Origin of the sequence: Pseudomonas mosselii (assembly GCF_003205295.1) — a bacterium.
Classification (GTDB): domain Bacteria; phylum Pseudomonadota; class Gammaproteobacteria; order Pseudomonadales; family Pseudomonadaceae; genus Aquipseudomonas; species Aquipseudomonas mosselii_B.
Genome location: NZ_QJRP01000002.1, coordinates 277338 through 295878, shown reverse-complemented (window position 1 = coordinate 295878; position 18541 = coordinate 277338). Strand labels below are relative to the sequence as shown.

The window sequence follows — 18541 nt, the reverse complement described above, 5'->3', positions numbered from 1 at the left end:
GCCTGCTTCGAATGTTCCACCGGCCTCTTTCTCATCGGCCCCAGGCTGGCTAGGCTAGTGCACCCTATGCCGAGACTCGCCATGCCAGACGCCCGTGCCATCACCCTCGACGAAATCGACCGCCAGTTGATCGCCCTGTTGCAGATCAACGCCCGCGAAAGCGTCGCCACTCTTGCCCGCCAGCTGGGTATCGCCCGCACCACCGTGAACTCGCGTCTGGCGCGGCTGGAGAAGAGCAAGGTCATCACCGGCTATGGCGTGCGCCTGGGCCAGCGTCTGCTGGGCGGCGGACTGCAGGCGTACGTGGGGATCAAGGCGCAGCCGCGCTCGGGCAAGGACATCGTGCGCCGCCTGGGCGCCATGGGCCAGGTACAGCAACTGTGCGCGGTGAGTGGCGAGTTCGACTATGTGGCGTGGCTGAACAGTGATTCGCCAGAGCAACTGGACCAGTTGCTCGACCAGATCGGCAGCCTGGATGGGGTGGAGAAGACCACTACATCGATCATTCTCAGCAGCAAGGTGGACCGTGGCCAGCCGGGCTGACCACGCCCCCCGACCATCAGGCCTCCATCGCGTCGAGTAGCCCTTCCAGCAGCGCGCGCACCGTTTCCGCCGAATGCAGGATCGACCAGATCATCGCCCGCCCCGCCTCGGGGGCATGGTGCTGGGCGTAGTCGTCGGCGATTTCCTGGATGGCCCGGGCCAGCATGCTGGCGTGGACCAGGGCGTCGGCCGCATCGACGCCGGGGCGCACGGTGAAGATGGGGGGATGACTGGACTGGCAGGAGCAGAAGGACTGCTCGGTGGTCGGGTTCAGGGCGAGGGGTGGGTCGGGGACGATCTTTTTCATGGGTATTGCCTCCATTACCGGCTCAAGGAGGCCACCACGCAACCTTCTCACGGGAATAGGTGGCAGCCATGCGCGGGGTGAGAACCGGCGAAGTTGGAGGCTACATTCCGGCCAGGCAGAACCTGCCCGCGCACAGCTGCCATGACAGCATGCCTCCAATTTGATCGCCGGGTTCTCACGCCCGATCACCGAATAGGCGGTGACCGGCTGAAGTTAACCGCGAAGGGTTCTCCCAAACTGCCAGACCGAGGCTACATGGTTCGTAGGATACTTCCTGTTATTACATGTCTCTGTAGGACCAAGCTGATTCTCTCCAGCGCGAAGTAGATTTTGTGGGAGCGGGCTTGCCCCGCGATCACGGGCTGAGCCCGTGCCATAACCCGATAATGACTATGCGGCCCAATTCGCGGGGCAAGCCCGCTCCCACAAGGTATGCATCACTTCAAGGACTTGGGAACTCGCCAAGTGAAACAACTTGAAAGCAATCATCTATACGTAGATCACGTATAAAAGTGGCAACATGGCGCACCTGAAAAGCAGGAGCCACCAATGCCACGCAACATCTTCACTGAACTCACCGAAGGCTTCGACGCCCTCGCCGATGAGCGCGCCGGCAAACTGACCCTGCGCTCGCACAAGGTGACCTTCGAGGAGCTCGCCCCGCTGGCCCCCAACGAACTGACCGAACTGCGCCAGTGCCTGAACATGTCCCGGGCGGTGTTTGCCGCCTACTTGCGTACCAACGCCCGCACCCTGGAGAGTTGGGAACAGGGCCGCTCCATGCCCAACGCCCAGGCCGTGGCGCTGATCCGCCTGGTGCAGAAGTACCCTGAAACCGTCGAGCACCTGGCATCGCTGAGCTGATTCGTCAGTATTGAATAAAAATGAATCATTAAGACGAAACAAAGCACATAACGACGCCACTCTGCACCTTAATAACGAACACTCCACTTCATAAAATGGCCACCAGGCATTCTCTATACTCAGGCTCCGCCCGCTGCGCAGCCCCTGGCAAGGTCATTACATGAACAAGAAAAACCGCCACCCCGCCGACGGCAAGAAACCCATCACCATCTTCGGCCCCGACTTCCCCTTCGCCTTCGACGACTGGCTGGAGCACCCGGCCGGCCTGGGCAGCATTCCCAAGGAGCGCCATGGCGAAGAGGTAGCGATCGTCGGTGGCGGCATCGCCGGGCTGGTGGCGGCCTACGAGCTGATGAAGCTGGGCCTCAAGCCCGTGGTGTACGAGGCTTCCAAGCTGGGTGGCCGGCTGCGCTCGCAAGCGTTCAACGGCACCGACGGCATCGTTGCCGAACTGGGCGGCATGCGCTTCCCGGTGTCGTCCACGGCGTTCTACCACTACGTCGACAAGCTGGGCCTGGAGACCAAGCCCTTCCCCAACCCGCTGACCCCGGCATCGGGCAGCACGGTCATCGACCTGGAAGGCCAGACCTACTACGCCGAGAAATCCGCCGACCTGCCGCAGCTGTTCCACGAAGTGGCCGAGGCCTGGGCCGACGCCCTGGAGAGCGGCGCGCAATTCGGCGATATCCAGCAGGCCATCCGCGACCGCGACGTGCCGCGCCTGAAGGACCTGTGGAACAAGCTGGTGCCACTGTGGGACGACCGCACCTTCTATGACTTCGTCGCCACCTCGCGCTCGTTCGCCAAACTGAGCTTCCAGCACCGCGAAGTGTTCGGCCAGGTGGGCTTCGGCACCGGCGGCTGGGACTCGGACTTCCCCAACTCGATGCTGGAAATCTTCCGCGTGGTGATGACCAATTGCGACGATCACCAGCACCTGGTGGTCGGTGGCGTCGAGCAGGTACCGCAGGGCATCTGGCGCCATGTGCCGGAGCGTTGCGCCCACTGGCCGGCCGGCACCAGCCTCAGCGGCCTGCACGGCGGCGCGCCACGCACCGGGGTCAAGCGCATCGCCCGGGCCAGCGATGGTCGCCTGGCGGTCACCGACAACTATGGCGACGTGCGCCACTACGCGGCGGTGCTCACCACCTGCCAGAGCTGGCTGCTGACCACCCAGATCGACTGCGAGGAGTCGCTGTTCTCGCAGAAGATGTGGATGGCCCTGGACCGCACCCGCTACATGCAGTCGTCGAAGACCTTCGTCATGGTCGACCGGCCGTTCTGGAAGGACAAGGACCCGGAGACCGGCCGCGACCTGATGAGCATGACCCTCACCGACCGCCTGACCCGCGGCACCTACCTGTTCGACAACGGCGACGACAAGCCGGGGGTGATCTGCCTGTCCTATGCCTGGATGAGCGACGCCCTGAAGATGCTGCCGCACCCGACCGAAAAGCGCGTGCAACTGGCCCTCGACGCACTGAAGAAGATCTACCCCAAGACCGATATCGCCGGGCATATCATCGGCGACCCGATCACCATCTCGTGGGAGGCCGACCCGCACTTCCTCGGCGCCTTCAAGGGCGCGCTGCCGGGCCACTACCGCTACAACCAGCGCATGTACGCGCACTTCATGCAGCAGGACATGCCCGCCGAACAGCGTGGCATCTTCATCGCCGGTGACGACGTGTCCTGGACCCCGGCCTGGGTGGAAGGCGCGGTGCAGACTTCGCTGAACGCGGTGTGGGGTATCATGAACCACTTCGGTGGCCAGACCCACCCGGACAACCCCGGCCCGGGCGATGTGTTCCACGAGATCGGTCCGATCGCCCTGGCCGACTGAGCGTAGGAGTAGCGCCATGCGCATCGCCCTGTTCCAGGGCACGCCCAAGCCATTGGACGTGCCCGGCAATCTCGAGCGCCTGCAGCACCAGGCCCAGCAGGCCGCCGCCCGCGGCGCGCAGCTGCTGGTGTGCCCTGAGATGTTCCTCAGCGGCTACAACATCGGCCTGGACCAGGTGGAACGCCTGGCCGAGGCCGAGGACGGCCCCTCGGCCATGAGCGTCGTCGAGATCGCCCAGGCGCACCGGATCGCCATCGTCTACGGCTACCCGGAGCGGGCCGAGGACGGGTCGATCCACAACAGCGTGCAACTGATCGATGCCCATGGCCGCAGCCTGTGCAACTACCGCAAGACCCACCTGTTCGGCGAGCTGGATCGCTCGATGTTCAGCCCGGGCGCCGATCACTTCCCGGTGGTCGAGCTGGACGGCTGGAAGGTCGGGCTGCTGATCTGCTACGACATCGAGTTCCCGGAGAACGCCCGGCGCCTGGCGCTGAACGGTGCCGAGCTGATCCTGGTGCCGACGGCGAACATGGCGCCCTACGACTTCGTCTGCCAGGTGACCGTGCGCTCGCGGGCGCAGGAGAACCAGTGTTATCTGGTGTACGCCAACTACTGCGGCAGCGAAGGCGAGATCCAGTATTGCGGGCAAAGCAGCATCGTCGGGCCGGATGGCGATGTGCTGGCGATGACCGGGGACGAAGAGGGGCTTTTGCTGGCAGACCTGCAGCGCGAGCGGGTATTGAAAGGGCGAGAGGCGTTTCCCTACCTGGCGGACCTGCGCCGGGATCTGCATTAACAGCGACAGGGGCCAGGACAGACAACCCCGGCATTGCGCGCTAGCATGGCGTCATGTCCGACGCCATTCGCCACCTCACCCTCGCCAACGGCCTGCACCTGACCTTGCGCCAAGCGCCACGCCTCAAGCGCGCGGCGGCGGCGCTGCGGGTGCATGCCGGCAGCCACGACGCACCAGCGCGCTGGCCGGGCCTGGCGCACTTTCTCGAACACCTGTTCTTCCTCGGTAACAGGCGTTTTCCGCTGGACGACGGCCTGATGCGCTACGTCCAGGGCCTGGGCGGCCAGGTCAACGCCAGCACCCGCGAACGCACCACCGACTTCTTCTTCGAAGTGCCCCCCGCAGCGCTGGCCGGTGGGCTTGAGCGCCTGTGCCAGATGCTCGCCGAGCCGGACTTCGCCATCGAACGCCAGCGCCGCGAGCGCGAGGTGATCCATGCCGAGTTCATCGCCTGGTCGCGCAACCCCGAGGCACAGCGCCAGTTCGCCCTGTTGCAGTCGGTGTCGGCGCGCCATCCGCTGAGCGGCTTCCATGCTGGCAACCGTCATAGCCTGCCGCTGGAAAGCCAGGCCTTCCAGCAAGGGCTGAGGCAGTTCCACCACGATTTCTACCAGGGCGGGCAACTCACCCTGAGCCTGGCCGGCCCGCAGCCGCTGGATGAGCTGGCGCACCTGGGCAGGCAGTTCGGCGGCCTGTTCGCCAAGGGTGCGGGCGTCGCCCAGCAACGGCCACCCGCCTTGCTCGACGCGCCACTGCACCCGCCAGAAGCATGGGGCAAGCACCACGACCTGCTGTTCGCCCATGACGGACTCCCGGATGGCGCGGAGCAGGCGCTCGAGTTGCTGCTGGCCCAGCTCACTGACAGTCGGCCCGGCGGTTGGCTGGATGCCTTGCGCCAGCGCGGTTGGCTGCAGGGCTGCAAGGCGCAACAACTCCACGCCCATGCTGGGCAGTTGCTCTGGCATGTCCAGTTGCAGCTGTCGGACCAGGCCAGCCTGGCCAAGGCCCGGGAGTTGCTGCACGGCTGGCTGGGTTTTCTGCGGCAACAGGACCACAAGCTGCTGAACGACCGCTTCACCCGCCTGCAGCAACGCCGTGAACAAGCCACCAGCGCACTGGAACTGGCCCAGCGCGACAGTGCCGACCGACCTTTCGCAGGGCTCGGGACACAAGGCCTGGAAACCTTCGCTGCACTGCTGTGGGACTTGCCTTCCTCGGATGCCGGCGACTGGCAGTTGCCCCCCGATGAAGCGCTCCTGGCAACCAAACTTCCCATGATCAACACGCCGTTGCCAGCAGGACTTGGTCTCGGTGACTGCCTGCCGCCCTCTCGCCAGTTTGCGAGCCTCGACCTGCGTTGGCACATTCCTTCGCCGCTGCGTCAGCGCATGCAGGTCGTTCTGCAACACAGTCTGCAACCCCTGCGCGAGCGTGCCGATCAGGCAGCATTGCGACTGGGCTTCGAGGCCACTGGCGATTACTGGCAGTTGCGCCTGGCGGGGCATCCGCTGGCCGTGATCAATGCCACGCAGGAAGCCCTGACCTTGCTGCGCGCGCCAGCCCGGGAGCATTGGCACTCGCCAGCGGCAGCCGAAGCGCCGCTGATTCCGATCCGTGCCCTGCTGAAGGCACTGCCGGACGCTTTACTGATGGGTGAAGAGCAACCGCAGCCGGCCTGCCCCCTGGACCAGTCGCAGCTCGACGCACTCTGGCAGCAGGCGCGCTGGCAGGGATTGGCGCAAGGGTTCGCCCCCGCCCAACAGGGCGCCCTGGGCACGGCACTGCAAGGCCTCATGGGACAACCGATCGCCCCCTCGCCAGCGTGTCCGATCCTCGGACGCCACTGGCGGCAGATTCCGACCTTGGGCAGCGAGCCCGCGCTGTTGCTGTTCTGTCCGCTGCCGGCTGATCTGCAGGCCGCCGGTCGACTGCTCGCCCACGTGTTGCAAGGCCCGTTCTATCAGCGCCTGCGTGTCGAGCTGCAGCTGGGTTACGCCGTGTTCAGCGCCTTTCGTCAGATCGAAGGCTACGCCGGACTGCTGTTCGGTGTGCAATCGCCGCACGCCAGCCACGCACAGATCCTGGGTCATCTGCTGGACCTGCTGCGCCCGGGCGTCACGCTGGCCCCAGCGGCGCGAGCGCAGCTGGCCGATCAGTTCGACGAGACAGCGATGGCCAACGCCGATATCACGCAATGGGCCTGGCAGGCACATATCGCGACACACAATGCCGACCTGTCGCGCATGCAAGGGTCTATCCTCAATGTCGAACAAGGCCAGTTGGATGCGTTGCTCCAGCAGTTGCTCGATGCAAGGCACGGTTGGTTGTGCCTGGCCAATGCCACTGCCCCGGACGCCGAATGGCTATGAAAAAATGGCGGGATTGTTACCGCACATGCAATGGCGCTTTTCGAAGAATTAACCTTTCGGTACAAATTTTTCTTGTAAGATAGCGCAATCTCGGCCAATGGAACCTCTCTCTGCGGGGAGTACCCAATAGTGAGCCGACCACCCCAAACCCCATCCGGAAGGAGCAAGCCCATGTGGACCAAACCTGCATACACTGACCTGCGTATCGGCTTCGAAGTAACCATGTACTTCGCCAACCGTTAAGCGGCTGCGCGGTTCGACGCCCCGGCCCGCCGGGGCGTTTGCGTTTTTCCGATACGGCTTTCGGGCTAACCTTTCCGGCTAGAGAGTACCCATGTACATCCAGATCCTCGGTTCCGCCGCCGGTGGCGGGTTCCCCCAGTGGAACTGCAACTGCGCCAACTGCAAGGGCTACCGTGACGGTACCCTGCGCGCCACCGCGCGCACCCAGTCGTCTATCGCCCTGTCCGACGACGGCGAGCACTGGATCCTGTGCAATGCCTCGCCGGACATCCGCGCCCAGCTCCAGGCGTTCGCGCCGATGCAGCCGGCCCGCGCCCTGCGCGACACCGGTATCGACGCCATCGTCCTGCTCGACAGCCAGATCGACCACACCACCGGCCTGCTCAGCCTGCGCGAAGGCTGCCCGCACCAGGTGTGGTGCACCGACATGGTCCACCAGGACCTGACCACCGGCTTTCCGTTGTTCAACATGCTCAGCCACTGGAACGGCGGCCTGGCATGGAACCGCATCGAACTCAAAGGCAGCTTCGTCATCGACGCCTGCCCGAACCTGCGCTTCACCCCTTTCCCGCTGCGCAGCGCCGCGCCGCCCTATTCCCCGCACCGTTTCGACCCGCACCCGGGCGACAACCTCGGGTTGCTGGTGGAGGACACCCGCACCGGCGGCAAGCTGTTCTACGCGCCGGGCCTGGGCCAGGTCGACGCCAAGCTGCTGGAAATGATGCATGGCGCCGACTGCCTGCTGGTCGACGGCACCCTGTGGGAGGATGATGAGATGCAGCGCCGCGGCGTTGGCACCCGTACCGGCCGAGAGATGGGCCACCTGGCGCAGAACGGCGCGGGCGGCATGCTCGAGGTGCTGGACGGTTTCTCGCGTCAGCGCAAGGTGCTTATCCACATCAACAACACCAACCCGATCCTCGACGAAGACTCGCCGGAACGCGCCGAAGTGCAGCGCCGGGGCGTGGAAGTCGCCTTCGATGGCATGAGCATCGAGTTGTGACGGTGTTGTCCGATTCCTGTGGGAGCGGGTTCACCCGCGAATGCGTCGTAAGACTCACTGCCGCTTTCGCGGGTAAACCCGCTCCCACAGGATCCGCGCACAGCCGATGGTCTGTTCTACAGGAATCCGCTTGATGAATGACACTGCGCCGATGTCCCCTACCGAGTTCGAGCAGGCCCTGCGCGCCAAGGGCGCCTACTACCACATCCATCACCCCTACCATGTGGCGATGTATGAAGGCCGCGCCAGCCGCGAGCAGATCCAGGGCTGGGTGGCCAACCGCTTCTACTACCAGGTCAACATCCCGATGAAGGATGCCGCGATCCTGGCCAACTGCCCCGACCGCGAAGTGCGCCGCGAGTGGATCCAGCGCCTGCTCGACCACGATGGCGCGCCCGGCGAGGACGGCGGCATCGAGGCCTGGTTGCGCCTCGGCCAGGCCGTGGGCCTGGACCCCGACCAGCTGCGCAGCCAGGAGCTGGTGCTGCCCGGCGTGCGCTTCGCGGTCGACGCCTACGTCAACTTCGCCCGTCGCGCCAGCTGGCAGGAAGCCGCCAGCAGCTCGCTGACCGAACTGTTCGCCCCGCAGATCCACCAATCGCGCCTGGACAGCTGGCCGCAGCACTATCCGTGGATCGACCCGACCGGCTACGAATACTTCCGCACCCGCCTGGGCCAGGCCCGGCGCGATGTGGAGCACGGCCTGGCGATCACCCTGCAGCACTACACCAGCCGCGAGGGGCAGGAACGCATGCTGGAGATCCTGCAGTTCAAGCTGGATATCCTGTGGAGCATGCTCGACGCCATGAGCATGGCCTATGAACTGAACCGCCCGCCCTATCATAGCGTCACCCGCGAGCGGGTCTGGCACAAGGGGATCGCCTTATGAGTTTCGACCGTCAACAGGTGCCCGCCTGGCGCCCCGGCTACCGTTTCCAGTACGAGCCGGCGCAGAAGGGCCATGTGCTGCTGTACCCCGAGGGGATGATCAAGCTCAACGACAGCGCTGGGCTGATCGGCGGGCTCATCGATGGCCAGCGCGATGTCGCGGCGATCATCGCCGAACTCGAGCGGCAATTCCCCGGTGTGCCCGAAGTCGCCGACGACATCGAGCAATTCATGGAGGTGGCCCGTGCCGAACACTGGATCACCCTCGCCTGAGGTACCGGTAGGCCTGCCGCTGTGGCTGCTGGCCGAACTCACCTACCGCTGCCCGCTGCAGTGCCCGTACTGCTCCAACCCGCTGGACTTCGCCGAGCAGGGCAAGGAGCTGAGCACCGGGCAATGGTTCAAGGTGATGGCCGAAGCCCGCTCGATGGGCGCCGCGCAAATCGGCTTCTCCGGCGGCGAGCCGCTGGTGCGCCAGGACCTCGCCGAGCTGATCGGCGAAGCCCGTCGCCTGGGCTACTACACCAACCTGATCACCTCCGGCATCGGCCTGACCGAGCAGAAGATCGCCGCGTTCAAGCAGGCCGGGCTGGACCATATCCAGATCAGCTTCCAGGCCAGCGACGAGCAGGTCAACAACCTGCTGGCCGGCTCGAAGAAGGCCTTCGCGCAGAAGCTGGAGATGGCCCGGGCAGTGAAGGCCCATGGCTACCCGATGGTGCTCAACTTCGTCACCCACCGGCACAATATCGACAAGATCGACCGCATCATCGAGCTGTGCCTGGCCCTTGAGGCCGACTTCGTCGAACTTGCCACCTGCCAGTTCTACGGCTGGGCGCATCTCAACCGTCTGGGCCTGCTGCCGACTCGCGCCCAGCTGGAGCGGGCCGAGCGTATCACCAACGAGTACCGGGAAAGACTCAAGGCCGAAGGCAAGCCGTGCAAGCTGATCTTCGTCACCCCGGATTACTACGAAGAGCGCCCCAAGGCCTGCATGAACGGCTGGGGCAGCCTGTTCCTGACCATCACCCCGGATGGCACCGCGTTGCCCTGCCATGGCGCGCGCCAACTGCCGGTGCAGTTCCCCAATGTACGTGACCACGACCTGCGGCATATCTGGTACGACTCATTCGGTTTCAACCGCTTCCGCGGCTATGACTGGATGCCCGAACCGTGCCGCTCGTGCGACGAGAAAGAAAAGGACTTCGGCGGCTGCCGTTGCCAGGCCTTCATGCTCACCGGCGACGCCAGCAAGGCGGACCCGGTGTGCGGCAAGTCACCGGACCATGGCATCATTCTCAAGGCCCGTGAGGAGGCCGAACACGCAACGCTGGAGATCGAACAGATGACCTTCCGCAACGAGCGCAATTCCCATGTCATCGCCCGTGGCTGAGTTCAGCGCCGCCCAGGCGGTGGCCGCCGGCACCGATTTCGCCGAGCTCAAGGTCGGCGCGCAAGGTGTGTTCTGGAACGAGTTCCGCCCCGCCGATGGCGCCTGCCGGGTCTGGCACTGGCGCGATCAGCAGGCCCGCTGCCTGACCCCGGACGGGTTCAGTGTGCGCAGCCGGGTCTATGAGTACGGTGGCGGCAGCTTCTGCCTGGGTGGGGACGGGCTGGTGTTCGTCAACGAAAAGGACCAGCAGGTCTACCTGCAGGCCCTGGATGGCAGCCAACCGCGCCCGCTCACCCACGCCGACGACTGCCGCTATGGCGATGTGCAATGGCATGCCGGCAAGGTGCTGGCCGTCGAAGAGCAACATGCCGAACAGGTCGTGCATCGCCTGGTGAGTCTCGCGACAGCACATCGACAGATCCTGGCCGAAGGGGCCGACTTCTACGCCTCGCCCACACTGAGCCCCGACGGCTGCCGCTTGGCCTGGATCGAGTGGGACCGACCGGCCCAACCCTGGACCGTCACCCGCCTGATGAGCCGTGAACGCGAACCTTCCGGAGCCTGGGGACCGGCATGCTGCATCGCAGGGCAGGACGAATCGCTGCAACAGCCGCGCTTCGATGAACAAGGTCGCTTGTACTGCCTGTCCGACCGCAACGGTTTCTGGCAACCCTGGGGCGAACTCGACGGACACTGGCAACGCCTGCCCGCCGCGCCCGCCGATCATGCCGCCGCCCCCTGGCAACTGGGCGCCAGCACCTGGCTGGCCCTTGGCCCGGCCAGCTACCTGGCCAGCTGGTTCGAGGACGGTTTCGGGCAACTGGGGCTGCGCCGCGCCGATGGTGAGGTGGAGCGTTATGCCAGTGCGTATACGCGTTTCCGTAGCCTGGCGCTGGATGACGGACAGCTCTACGCCGTAACCGCCTCGCCGATCAGCCCGGCGGCCGTGATCGCCATCGACCGGCGCAGCCACGAAGTCCAGGTGCTGGCGGGTGGCGCCGAGGTGCTGCCCGCCAAGAACATCAGCCTCCCGCTGCCGATCCGTTACGCCAGTGGCGAAGGTAACGCCCACGGGTTCTTCTACCCCGCCGTGCAAGGCACAGGTGGGCCATCGCCGCTGGTGGTGTTCATTCACGGTGGCCCGACTTCAGCCTGCTACCCGGTGCTCGACCCGCGTATCCAGTACTGGACCCAGCGCGGCTTTGCCGTAGCCGACCTCAACTACCGAGGCAGCAGCGGCTATGGTCGCGCCTACCGCCAGGCACTGCACCTGAACTGGGGAGCGAGTGATGTGGAAGATGCCTGCGCGGCGGTCGCCCATCTTGCCGGCCGGGGCCTGATCGATCCTGAACAGGCGTTCATTCGTGGCGGCAGCGCCGGCGGCTACACCACCCTGTGTGCCCTGGCCTTCAGAGATGTTTTCCGCGGCGGCGCCAGCCTGTACGGTGTCAGCGACCCCGAGGCGCTGGGCCGGGCCACCCACAAGTTCGAGGGCGACTACCTGGACTGGCTGATCGGCGACCCCCGGCGCGATGCCGAGCGTTATCGCCAGCGCACGCCCCTGCTGCATGCCGGGCGGATCAAGGTGCCGGTGATCTTCTTCCAGGGTGAGCTGGACGCGGTGGTGGTGCCGGAACAGACCCGCAGCATGCTTGAAGCGCTCAAGGCCAATGGCATCGAGGCCGAGGGGCATTTCTACGCGGGCGAACGGCATGGTTTTCGCCAGGCGGCGAACCTGGCGCATGCGCTCGAGGAAGAGTGGAAGTTCTACTGCCGGTTGCTAGGCCAGGCAACACCATCCCTGTAGGAGCGGCCTTGCGTCGCGAAAGGGCCGCGAAGCGGCCCCGGCGATATCTGCTTTGTCGCTGAGATCCTGGGGCTGCTTTGCAGCCCTTTCGCGACGCAAGGCCGCTCCTACAGGGTCCGCGTGTCCCCGGCCGGGTCTTCAGCGCTTGGCGATGATGTACACCGCGTGCACGATCCCGGGGATATAACCCAGCAAGGTCAGCAGGATGTTCAGCCAGAACGCCCCACCGAACCCCACCTGGAGGAACACGCCCAGCGGCGGCAGGATGATGGCGATGATGATGCGGATGAAGTCCATGTGCTGCGCTCCTTGAGGGTGTATCAACACAGACTAGCCGTGCCTGGCAGAGGTTCCACCGGGCAAAAAAACGCCCCGGGCCATGTATTTCAGGCCAGGGGCGATGCGCAGGAACGCCAGACGGTTCGTTGAAATTCTGTTCGCCGGGGCAACCGGTCAGGCCGGCACTTCGCGGCGGTTGTGCTGTTGGGCATGCAGGCGGGCGAACGCCCGGGCCAGGCGCAGGAGCATCTCGTCGATATTGCCCTTGCTCACCGTCAGCGCCGGCGAGAACCGCACCACGTCGGCCTGCGGCGCATTGAGCAGCAAGCCCTCCTGCAGCGCGGCCTCGACCAGTTGCGCTGCGCTGTCTTCACGCAGTTGCAGGCCCCACAGCAGCCCCTGGCCACGCACCTCGCCCTGGCCGTAGCGACCCGCCAGGCGGCTCAGGCCATCGCGCAGGTGCCGGCCACTGTCCAGCACCTGCTCGCAGAAGCCCGCCTCCAGCACGGTCTGCAGCACGGCCAACCCGGCGGCGCTCATCAGCGCGTTGCCATGATGGCTGCCTTCCAGCTCGCCCGGCTCGGCGCAGCAGGCACGGCCACGGGCCAGCAGCGCCGCCAGGGGCACGCCACCGCCCAGGCCCTTGCCGAGGGTGATGATGTCGGCCCGCACGCCGTAGGATTCTTCTGCCAATAAGGCGCCGCAGCGTCCTACACCGGTCTGTACTTCATCGAGGATCAGCAGGATGCCCAGCTCACGGCACAGGCGCTCGACGCCCTGGAGGTAGTCACGGGTGGCCGGGATCACGCCGGCTTCGCCCTGGATCGGCTCGAGCATGATCGCCACGGTGCGCGAGTCGACCGCCGCGTGCAGCGCCGCCAGGTCGTTGAACGGCACCTTGCTGAAGCCCGGCAAGCCGGGCTCGCAGCGGTTGCAAGGCAGCGGATCGGAAGCCGACAAGGCCCCCAGGGTGCGCCCATGGCAACCCTGGCTGGCGGTGATGATGTGATAGGCGCCATTGCGGTGCAGCTGGCCCCACTTGCGCGCCAGCTTGATCGCGCCCTCGCAGGCTTCGGCACCGCTGTTGAGCAGGTAGGCCTGGTCGCTGCCGGTACACTGGCACAATAGCTCGACCAGGCTCAGCAGGCCGCGGCTGTGATAGCCCGCACCGGGGTTGATCAGCGCCTGGGCCTGGTTGCCCAGCGCCTTGACCAGCACGCTCGGGCTGTGGCCCAGGCTGTTGACCGCGCAACCCTGGGTGAAGTCCAGGTAGGCGTGCCCCTCGCTGTCCCACAACCAGGAACCCTGGCCACGCACGAACACCTGCGGCGCACGCTCGGTGCCGGGCATCAGCCGCTCGCGGGAGAGCTGCGCGCCGGCCGGCTCGATTACCGGAGCCCGCTTGGGCTCGGCGACGGCAGGCGCCGAACGGCGCAGGTTGAACAGGTTCATCGGGGCTCCGGGCAATCACGGGGTGGGCAGTCAAGGTTCCGGTCTGGCGCCGGAATCGGATATTTTGCCTTGCCTATCAAAAGTGTTTTTCATCCGGGGTAACAATCGCCTGAATAGCCGCTGTAACCCGTTGGAATACGGCGATAGACTAGGCTTGCGGCCGGTTCGCGGCCATTTCGTTTTTCCAGCTTTTTCGATAAGTATCACTTATGGATTTTCGCCAACTGCGTTACTTCGTCGCGGTCTACGAGGAAGGCCATGTGGGCCGTGCCGCCGAGCGTCTGTCGCTGTCACAGCCGGCCCTGTCGCAGCAGATCCGCCAACTGGAACACAGCCTCGACCTGAGCCTGTTCGAACGCAGCAACAAGCGCCTGCTGCCCACGCTGGCCGCCCACACCCTGTACAACCACGCCGTGCCCCTGCTCGACGGCCTGCAACGGGCCCACGAAGCCATGGGCAACTTCAAGGGCCAGTCGCTGCGTACCCTGGCCATCGGCGTGCTGCAGACCGTGCGGCCAAGCCTGGTGCCGCAGTTGCTGGAGCGGGTGCGCAAGGCCCAGCCGCACCTGGTGGTGCAGATCTATGAACTGTCGGGGTCGGAGATCGAGCGGCGCCTGCTCAATGGCGGCCTGGACATCGGCATCAGCTACCTGCCACCGCGCCAACCCGGGCTGCATGGTTTGCTGCTGTACGAGGATGAACTGCAGCTGGTGATCCCCAGGACCCACCCGTTGAAAGACTTCAAGAAGGTCTCGATCCGCCAGGCGGCGGAACTGCCGATGCTGATGCTCGGCGAGGAGTTCCAGATCCGCCAGATCTGGAAGGCGCAGCTGGCCAGCCAGGGTCGCAGGCCCCAGGTGCAGGCCGAGATGAACAACATGGCGGGGATCCTCGACAGCCTGGCGCACACGGCGCTGGCGACCATCCTTCCAGGCCGGGCCAAGGATGCCGCGCAGGATGACCAGGAGCTGCTGTGGAAGCCCCTGAGCGAGCCGCGGGTGCCGCTCAAGGTCGGCCTGGTGTTCCGCGATGCCCAGCGCCAGCAGGCTTCGGTGGATCTGCTGCGGACCTTGCTGGAAGAGGAAACCGACCCGCGTCAGCTGGGTGTCTCGCCTCTGGATGTGCTCGGCTGAAAAACACGCGCACAAAGAAAACCCCGCCTAAGCGGGGTTTTCCAGACTGTTTCCCTTCGACATCCCTATCATCCCGCCGTCCTGGCAGGAAATCCTTCGTGTCCCTGTTCTATCTTTTCGCGCTTCCTGCGCTACTTCCTTGTAAGGCGTCCTGCTCTGTCCATTGCGCGTCCTGCGCTACGTCCATGTAAGAAAGAGTAACCGTGGATCCAATCTTAGGAAAGAGGCGAAACGTCACCACGTCATGTAAGCCAAAGCTTACAAAAGCGGTCCATTCACAAACACGCCGCCCTGACAAAGCAAAAGGCCGCCCCTACAGATGGATTGCATCCCCCTGTAGGAGCGGCCTCGGGCCGCAACGGGCTGCAACGCAGCCCCGCAAAGGTCAGAACTGCGCGGCGTCCAGCAGGTACAGCGACTCGCTCCCCGCCTTCACCGATGCCACCAGCGAGTGAACCCGTGGCAGCAGGCGTGCAAAGTAGAACCGCGCCGTGCCCAGCTTGGCGCCGTAGAAGTCGGCATCTCCTTCACCGGCCTTGGCCGTCCGTGCCATCAATGCCCACATGTAGGCATAGGCGACATAGCCGAATGCGTGCAGGTACTCGACCGAGGCCGCGCCGATTTCGTTGGGGTTGCCCTTGGCCTGGTCCAGCACCCAGGCGGTCAGCTCGTCGAGCTGGTCAAGGGAGGCCGCCAGCGGCTTGGTGAATTCACCCAGCTCGCCGCCGGCAGTGGCGATGAACTGGCGGATCTCGTCGGCGAACAGCGTGTAGTAGGCGCCGCCGCTGGCCACCACCTTGCGGCCTACCAGGTCCAACGCCTGGATACCGTTGGTGCCTTCGTAGATCTGGGTGATGCGCACATCGCGCACCAACTGCTCCTGGCCCCATTCGCGGATGTAGCCATGGCCGCCGAAGACCTGCTGGCCGTGCACGGTGCACTCCAGGCCCAGATCCGTGAGGAAGGCCTTGGCCACCGGGGTCAGCAGCGCCACCAGCTCCTCGCTGCGCTTGCGGGTCGCGGCGTCTTCGCTGTACTTGGCGCTGTCGAGCTGCATCGCCACATAGGTGGAGAACGCGCGACCACCTTCGGTCAGCGCCTTCATGGTCAGCAGCATGCGCCGCACGTCCGGGTGGACGATGATCGGGTCGGCCACCTTGTCCTTGGCCTGCGGGCCGGTCGGAGCGCGGCTCTGCAGACGGTCGCGGGCGTACTCCACGGCGTTCTGGTACGAACGCTCGGCCGAGGCCAGGCCCTGGATACCGACACCCAGGCGCTCGTAGTTCATCATGGTGAACATCGCCGCCAGGCCCTTGTTCGGCTCACCGACGATGTAGCCGACCGCTTCGTCGAAGTTCATCACGCAGGTGGCCGAGCCCTGGATGCCCATCTTGTGCTCGATCGAGCCGCAAGTGGCCGGGTTGCGTGCGCCGAGGCTGCCATCCTGGTTGACCAGGAACTTGGGCACCAGGAACAGCGAGATGCCTTTCGGGCCTGCCGGGGCGTCCGGCAGCTTGGCCAGCACCAGGTGGATGATGTTCTCGGTGAGGTCGTGCTCGCCGCCGGTGATGAAGATCTTGGTGCCGCTGACCTTGTAGCTGCCGTCGGCCTGGGGTTCGGCCTTGGTGCGGATGATGCCCAGGTCGGTACCGGCGTGGGGCTCGGTGAGGCACATTGAACCGGCCCAGACACCGGCGTACATGTTCGGCAGATACTGTTCCTTGAGCGCTTCACTGGCGTGGGCGTTGATCGACAGGCAGGCGCCGGCGGTCAGCATCGGGTACAGGCCGAAGGCCAGGCTCGAGGCGTTGACCATCTCCTCGACCTGGGCCGAGACGACCTTGGGCATGCCCATGCCACCGAAGAGCGGATCACCGCCAACGCCGACCCAGCCCCCTTCGGCGTAAGTCTGGTAGGCCTCGATGAAGCCCGCCGGGGTACGCACCGAACCGTTGTCCCAGTGGCAACCCTCTTCGTCGGCGGCGCGGCTCAGCGGCGCGATGGTCTTGCCGGTGACCTTGCCGGCCTCCTCCAGCACGGCCATGGCCGTGTCCGCATCGACTGCCTCGGCCAGGCCGGGCAGTTGCGACCAGAGCGTGGCCACGTCGAAGACTTCATTGAGGACGAAGCGCATATCGCGCAGGGGCGCTTTATATTCAGCCATGACAACCTCTCGCTATCGGGGTCGGGGCGGCCCGTCGGGGCCGCGGCACTGGGATGACCGCAGTGTAACCGAACAACTTTTACGAGACATAGGGTCATCATGCGACCGAATGGTCTTCCATAGTCACGCGATAGCTCACGCCATGCGCACTGCACCGCGGCGTGATTGCTGGCCGAAGGTCATGACACAGTTGCGCCCCGCGCCTTTGGCGCTGTACAGCGCCTGGTCGGCGGACTTGAGCACTTCGTCGGGGTTGCGGTGCTCGGCCTGGCGCTCGGCGACACCGATGCTGATGGTCACCGACACCGTGGTATTCGCCCCTCCCCCACGGCGCTGGCGCCCCGTGGAATCATCCTGCGGGCGGCTGTTCTGGTCGCGCAACTGGATGGCGTAGTTGGCGATCATCTCGCGCACCGCCTCCAGGTGCGGCAGGCACTCTTCGGCGGTCTTGGCGGCGAACACCAGGGCGAACTCCTCGCCGCCGTAGCGGTAGGCGCGCCCGCCACCGGTCACCTTGGACAGGCGGCTGGCGACCAGGCGCAGCACCTGGTCGCCGACATCGTGGCCATGGGTGTCGTTGAATTTCTTGAAGTGGTCGACGTCGGTCATGGCGATCACATAGTTGCGCCCCAGGCGCTGCATGCGCTCGTTCAGGGCGCGCCGCCCGGGCAGGCCGGTGAGTTCGTCGCGGAAGGCCATCTGGTAGGCCTCATGGGACACCGCGGCGGCGATCATCAGCATCACCTGGCTGCACATGATGTTCAGGGTGAACGGCAGGATGAAGGTCTTGGGCAGCATCCAGAAGATGCCGATCAGGCCGATGATCTGCGCGGCATGCAAGGGTCTTGGCTCACGCAGATACTGCACCACCAGCAGGATGAACACCGCCAGGAACAAGGGGTAGGCCAGCTGGATCAGGCTCATCCACTGGCCATGCAGCGCAGGCCAACGGATCTCGGCCAGCCAGCCCAGTAGCGCCTCGGGGAAACTCTGCTCCAGCGCCACCGCCACGCTGCTCACGGCGAACAGCACGGCGAAGCGCGCCAGCAGGTCCTGGGCCAGGTGAGTGCGTTCCTGCCACGCCCCGTACAGGCCGAACAGCGCCGGCAGCAGCAGGCACACCAGGTGGAAGATCACCGCCGCATCCTCGCGGACCCGGCCGTTGTCGCGGTAGAAATCGGTCTGGGTATCGAGCAGGAAATAGGCGATGTACACCGTGACCATCAGGAACAGCTCGCGCTGGCGGCGGTATACGGCGCAGTAGGCGCCACCCAGCAACAGCACCAAGGTGGGTAGAACGTTGAACAGCGATGTGAAGAAGACGCTGAGGTCCCTCACATAGGCTGCCGCAAGCCCTGCCAGCAACAGAATCAGCGAAGGCAGGAAGTGGCTCGCGCGTACAGCGGATAGACGAAACAAGGGTAATCTCCGACCCGGCAGATCAATAATGGCAT

At 65.2% G+C, this 18541-nt stretch carries 17 protein-coding genes; 12 read left to right on the top strand and 5 right to left on the bottom strand.

Going from position 1 to position 18541, the window contains the following annotated elements; genetic code table 11:
- Nucleotides 1-81 precede the first annotated feature (81 nt).
- Nucleotides 82-543: an Lrp/AsnC family transcriptional regulator gene (locus DMX06_RS03265; protein WP_028689050.1), complete on the top strand. Its 462-nt coding sequence runs from the start codon at nucleotides 82-84 to the stop codon at nucleotides 541-543.
- A gap of 16 nt (nucleotides 544-559) precedes the next feature.
- On the opposite strand, the gene DMX06_RS03260 is transcribed toward DMX06_RS03265, so the two are convergent.
- Entirely contained in the window at nucleotides 560-850 is a 291-nt protein-coding gene (locus DMX06_RS03260; RefSeq protein WP_028689051.1) for a DUF3077 domain-containing protein, read from the bottom strand.
- A gap of 549 nt (nucleotides 851-1399) precedes the next feature.
- Here DMX06_RS03260 and DMX06_RS03255 point away from each other — a divergent pair.
- From DMX06_RS03255 to DMX06_RS03210, 10 genes are all read left to right on the top strand, one after another.
- Nucleotides 1400-1714, top strand: a complete 315-nt coding sequence (locus DMX06_RS03255) for a helix-turn-helix domain-containing protein (protein ID WP_110734544.1) — start codon at nucleotides 1400-1402, stop codon at nucleotides 1712-1714.
- 160 nt (nucleotides 1715-1874) lie between these two features.
- Entirely contained in the window at nucleotides 1875-3557 is a 1683-nt protein-coding gene (locus tag DMX06_RS03250) for a flavin monoamine oxidase family protein (protein WP_110734542.1), read from the top strand.
- Nucleotides 3558-3573: 16 nt separating this feature from the next.
- The gene (locus DMX06_RS03245; protein WP_110734540.1) at nucleotides 3574-4356 is read left to right on the top strand and encodes a carbon-nitrogen hydrolase family protein; all 783 of its coding nucleotides are present in this window, start codon (nucleotides 3574-3576) and stop codon (nucleotides 4354-4356) included.
- Between the two features lie 53 nt (nucleotides 4357-4409).
- Nucleotides 4410-6725: a pyrroloquinoline quinone biosynthesis protein PqqF gene (gene pqqF / locus DMX06_RS03240; RefSeq protein ID WP_110734537.1), complete on the top strand. Its 2316-nt coding sequence runs from the start codon at nucleotides 4410-4412 to the stop codon at nucleotides 6723-6725.
- 171 nt (nucleotides 6726-6896) lie between these two features.
- Nucleotides 6897-6968: a pyrroloquinoline quinone precursor peptide PqqA gene (pqqA, locus tag DMX06_RS03235; RefSeq protein WP_003243383.1), complete on the top strand. Its 72-nt coding sequence runs from the start codon at nucleotides 6897-6899 to the stop codon at nucleotides 6966-6968.
- Between the two features lie 91 nt (nucleotides 6969-7059).
- A complete protein-coding gene (pqqB, locus tag DMX06_RS03230) occupies nucleotides 7060-7971 on the top strand; it encodes a pyrroloquinoline quinone biosynthesis protein PqqB (RefSeq protein ID WP_110734535.1) in 912 nt (303 codons plus the stop codon).
- Nucleotides 7972-8104: 133 nt separating this feature from the next.
- Nucleotides 8105-8860 carry a pyrroloquinoline-quinone synthase PqqC gene (gene pqqC, locus DMX06_RS03225; protein WP_110734532.1) on the top strand — a complete coding sequence of 252 codons (756 nt, stop codon included), beginning with the start codon at nucleotides 8105-8107 and terminating at the stop codon, nucleotides 8858-8860.
- Nucleotides 8857-9132 carry a pyrroloquinoline quinone biosynthesis peptide chaperone PqqD gene (gene pqqD, locus DMX06_RS03220; protein WP_050703489.1) on the top strand — a complete coding sequence of 92 codons (276 nt, stop codon included), beginning with the start codon at nucleotides 8857-8859 and terminating at the stop codon, nucleotides 9130-9132. Before pqqC ends, pqqD begins: the two co-directional genes overlap by 4 nt.
- Nucleotides 9104-10252 (top strand): pyrroloquinoline quinone biosynthesis protein PqqE, encoded by a 1149-nt coding sequence (gene pqqE, locus DMX06_RS03215; RefSeq protein WP_110734529.1) that lies wholly within the window; start codon nucleotides 9104-9106, stop codon nucleotides 10250-10252. Before pqqD ends, pqqE begins: the two co-directional genes overlap by 29 nt.
- Nucleotides 10233-12059 (top strand): S9 family peptidase, encoded by a 1827-nt coding sequence (locus DMX06_RS03210; RefSeq protein WP_110734527.1) that lies wholly within the window; start codon nucleotides 10233-10235, stop codon nucleotides 12057-12059. The genes pqqE and DMX06_RS03210 overlap by 20 nt, the downstream gene beginning before the upstream one ends.
- Before the next feature lie 138 nt (nucleotides 12060-12197).
- Here DMX06_RS03210 and DMX06_RS03205 read toward each other — a convergent pair whose 3' ends face one another.
- On the bottom strand, nucleotides 12198-12356 hold the full coding sequence (locus DMX06_RS03205) for a YqaE/Pmp3 family membrane protein (RefSeq protein WP_009681539.1): 159 nt from the start codon (nucleotides 12354-12356) through the stop codon (nucleotides 12198-12200).
- A 156-nt stretch (nucleotides 12357-12512) separates the two neighbouring features.
- Nucleotides 12513-13790, bottom strand: a complete 1278-nt coding sequence (locus tag DMX06_RS03200; RefSeq protein WP_110734524.1) for an aspartate aminotransferase family protein — start codon at nucleotides 13788-13790, stop codon at nucleotides 12513-12515.
- Nucleotides 13791-13999: 209 nt separating this feature from the next.
- Between DMX06_RS03200 and DMX06_RS03195 the strand changes: the two genes are divergently transcribed.
- The gene (locus DMX06_RS03195) at nucleotides 14000-14923 is read left to right on the top strand and encodes a LysR family transcriptional regulator (protein WP_110734521.1); all 924 of its coding nucleotides are present in this window, start codon (nucleotides 14000-14002) and stop codon (nucleotides 14921-14923) included.
- A 385-nt stretch (nucleotides 14924-15308) separates the two neighbouring features.
- Here the strand turns inward: DMX06_RS03195 and DMX06_RS03190 are convergent, their stop codons facing one another.
- Nucleotides 15309-17087 (bottom strand): acyl-CoA dehydrogenase C-terminal domain-containing protein, encoded by a 1779-nt coding sequence (locus DMX06_RS03190; protein WP_110734519.1) that lies wholly within the window; start codon nucleotides 17085-17087, stop codon nucleotides 15309-15311.
- A 135-nt stretch (nucleotides 17088-17222) separates the two neighbouring features.
- Nucleotides 17223-18506 (bottom strand): GGDEF domain-containing protein, encoded by a 1284-nt coding sequence (locus DMX06_RS03185; protein ID WP_110734516.1) that lies wholly within the window; start codon nucleotides 18504-18506, stop codon nucleotides 17223-17225.
- Nucleotides 18507-18541: the final 35 nt, after the last annotated feature.

What these genes read in the sequence shown, in the direction of transcription:
- DMX06_RS03190 (WP_110734519.1), bottom strand. Translation starts at nt 17,087, where the DNA reads ATGGCTGAATATAAAGCGCCCCTGCGCGATATGCGCTTCGTCCTCAAT.
- pqqB (WP_110734535.1), top strand. Translation starts at nt 7,060, where the DNA reads ATGTACATCCAGATCCTCGGTTCCGCCGCCGGTGGCGGGTTCCCCCAG.
- DMX06_RS03195 (WP_110734521.1), top strand. Translation starts at nt 14,000, where the DNA reads ATGGATTTTCGCCAACTGCGTTACTTCGTCGCGGTCTACGAGGAAGGC.
- DMX06_RS03210 (WP_110734527.1), top strand. Translation starts at nt 10,233, where the DNA reads ATGTCATCGCCCGTGGCTGAGTTCAGCGCCGCCCAGGCGGTGGCCGCC.
- DMX06_RS03265 (WP_028689050.1), top strand. Translation starts at nt 82, where the DNA reads ATGCCAGACGCCCGTGCCATCACCCTCGACGAAATCGACCGCCAGTTG.
- DMX06_RS03200 (WP_110734524.1), bottom strand. Translation starts at nt 13,790, where the DNA reads ATGAACCTGTTCAACCTGCGCCGTTCGGCGCCTGCCGTCGCCGAGCCC.
- pqqD (WP_050703489.1), top strand. Translation starts at nt 8,857, where the DNA reads ATGAGTTTCGACCGTCAACAGGTGCCCGCCTGGCGCCCCGGCTACCGT.
- DMX06_RS03250 (WP_110734542.1), top strand. Translation starts at nt 1,875, where the DNA reads ATGAACAAGAAAAACCGCCACCCCGCCGACGGCAAGAAACCCATCACC.
- pqqF (WP_110734537.1), top strand. Translation starts at nt 4,410, where the DNA reads ATGTCCGACGCCATTCGCCACCTCACCCTCGCCAACGGCCTGCACCTG.
- DMX06_RS03255 (WP_110734544.1), top strand. Translation starts at nt 1,400, where the DNA reads ATGCCACGCAACATCTTCACTGAACTCACCGAAGGCTTCGACGCCCTC.
- pqqC (WP_110734532.1), top strand. Translation starts at nt 8,105, where the DNA reads ATGAATGACACTGCGCCGATGTCCCCTACCGAGTTCGAGCAGGCCCTG.
- DMX06_RS03245 (WP_110734540.1), top strand. Translation starts at nt 3,574, where the DNA reads ATGCGCATCGCCCTGTTCCAGGGCACGCCCAAGCCATTGGACGTGCCC.
- DMX06_RS03205 (WP_009681539.1), bottom strand. Translation starts at nt 12,356, where the DNA reads ATGGACTTCATCCGCATCATCATCGCCATCATCCTGCCGCCGCTGGGC.
- DMX06_RS03260 (WP_028689051.1), bottom strand. Translation starts at nt 850, where the DNA reads ATGAAAAAGATCGTCCCCGACCCACCCCTCGCCCTGAACCCGACCACC.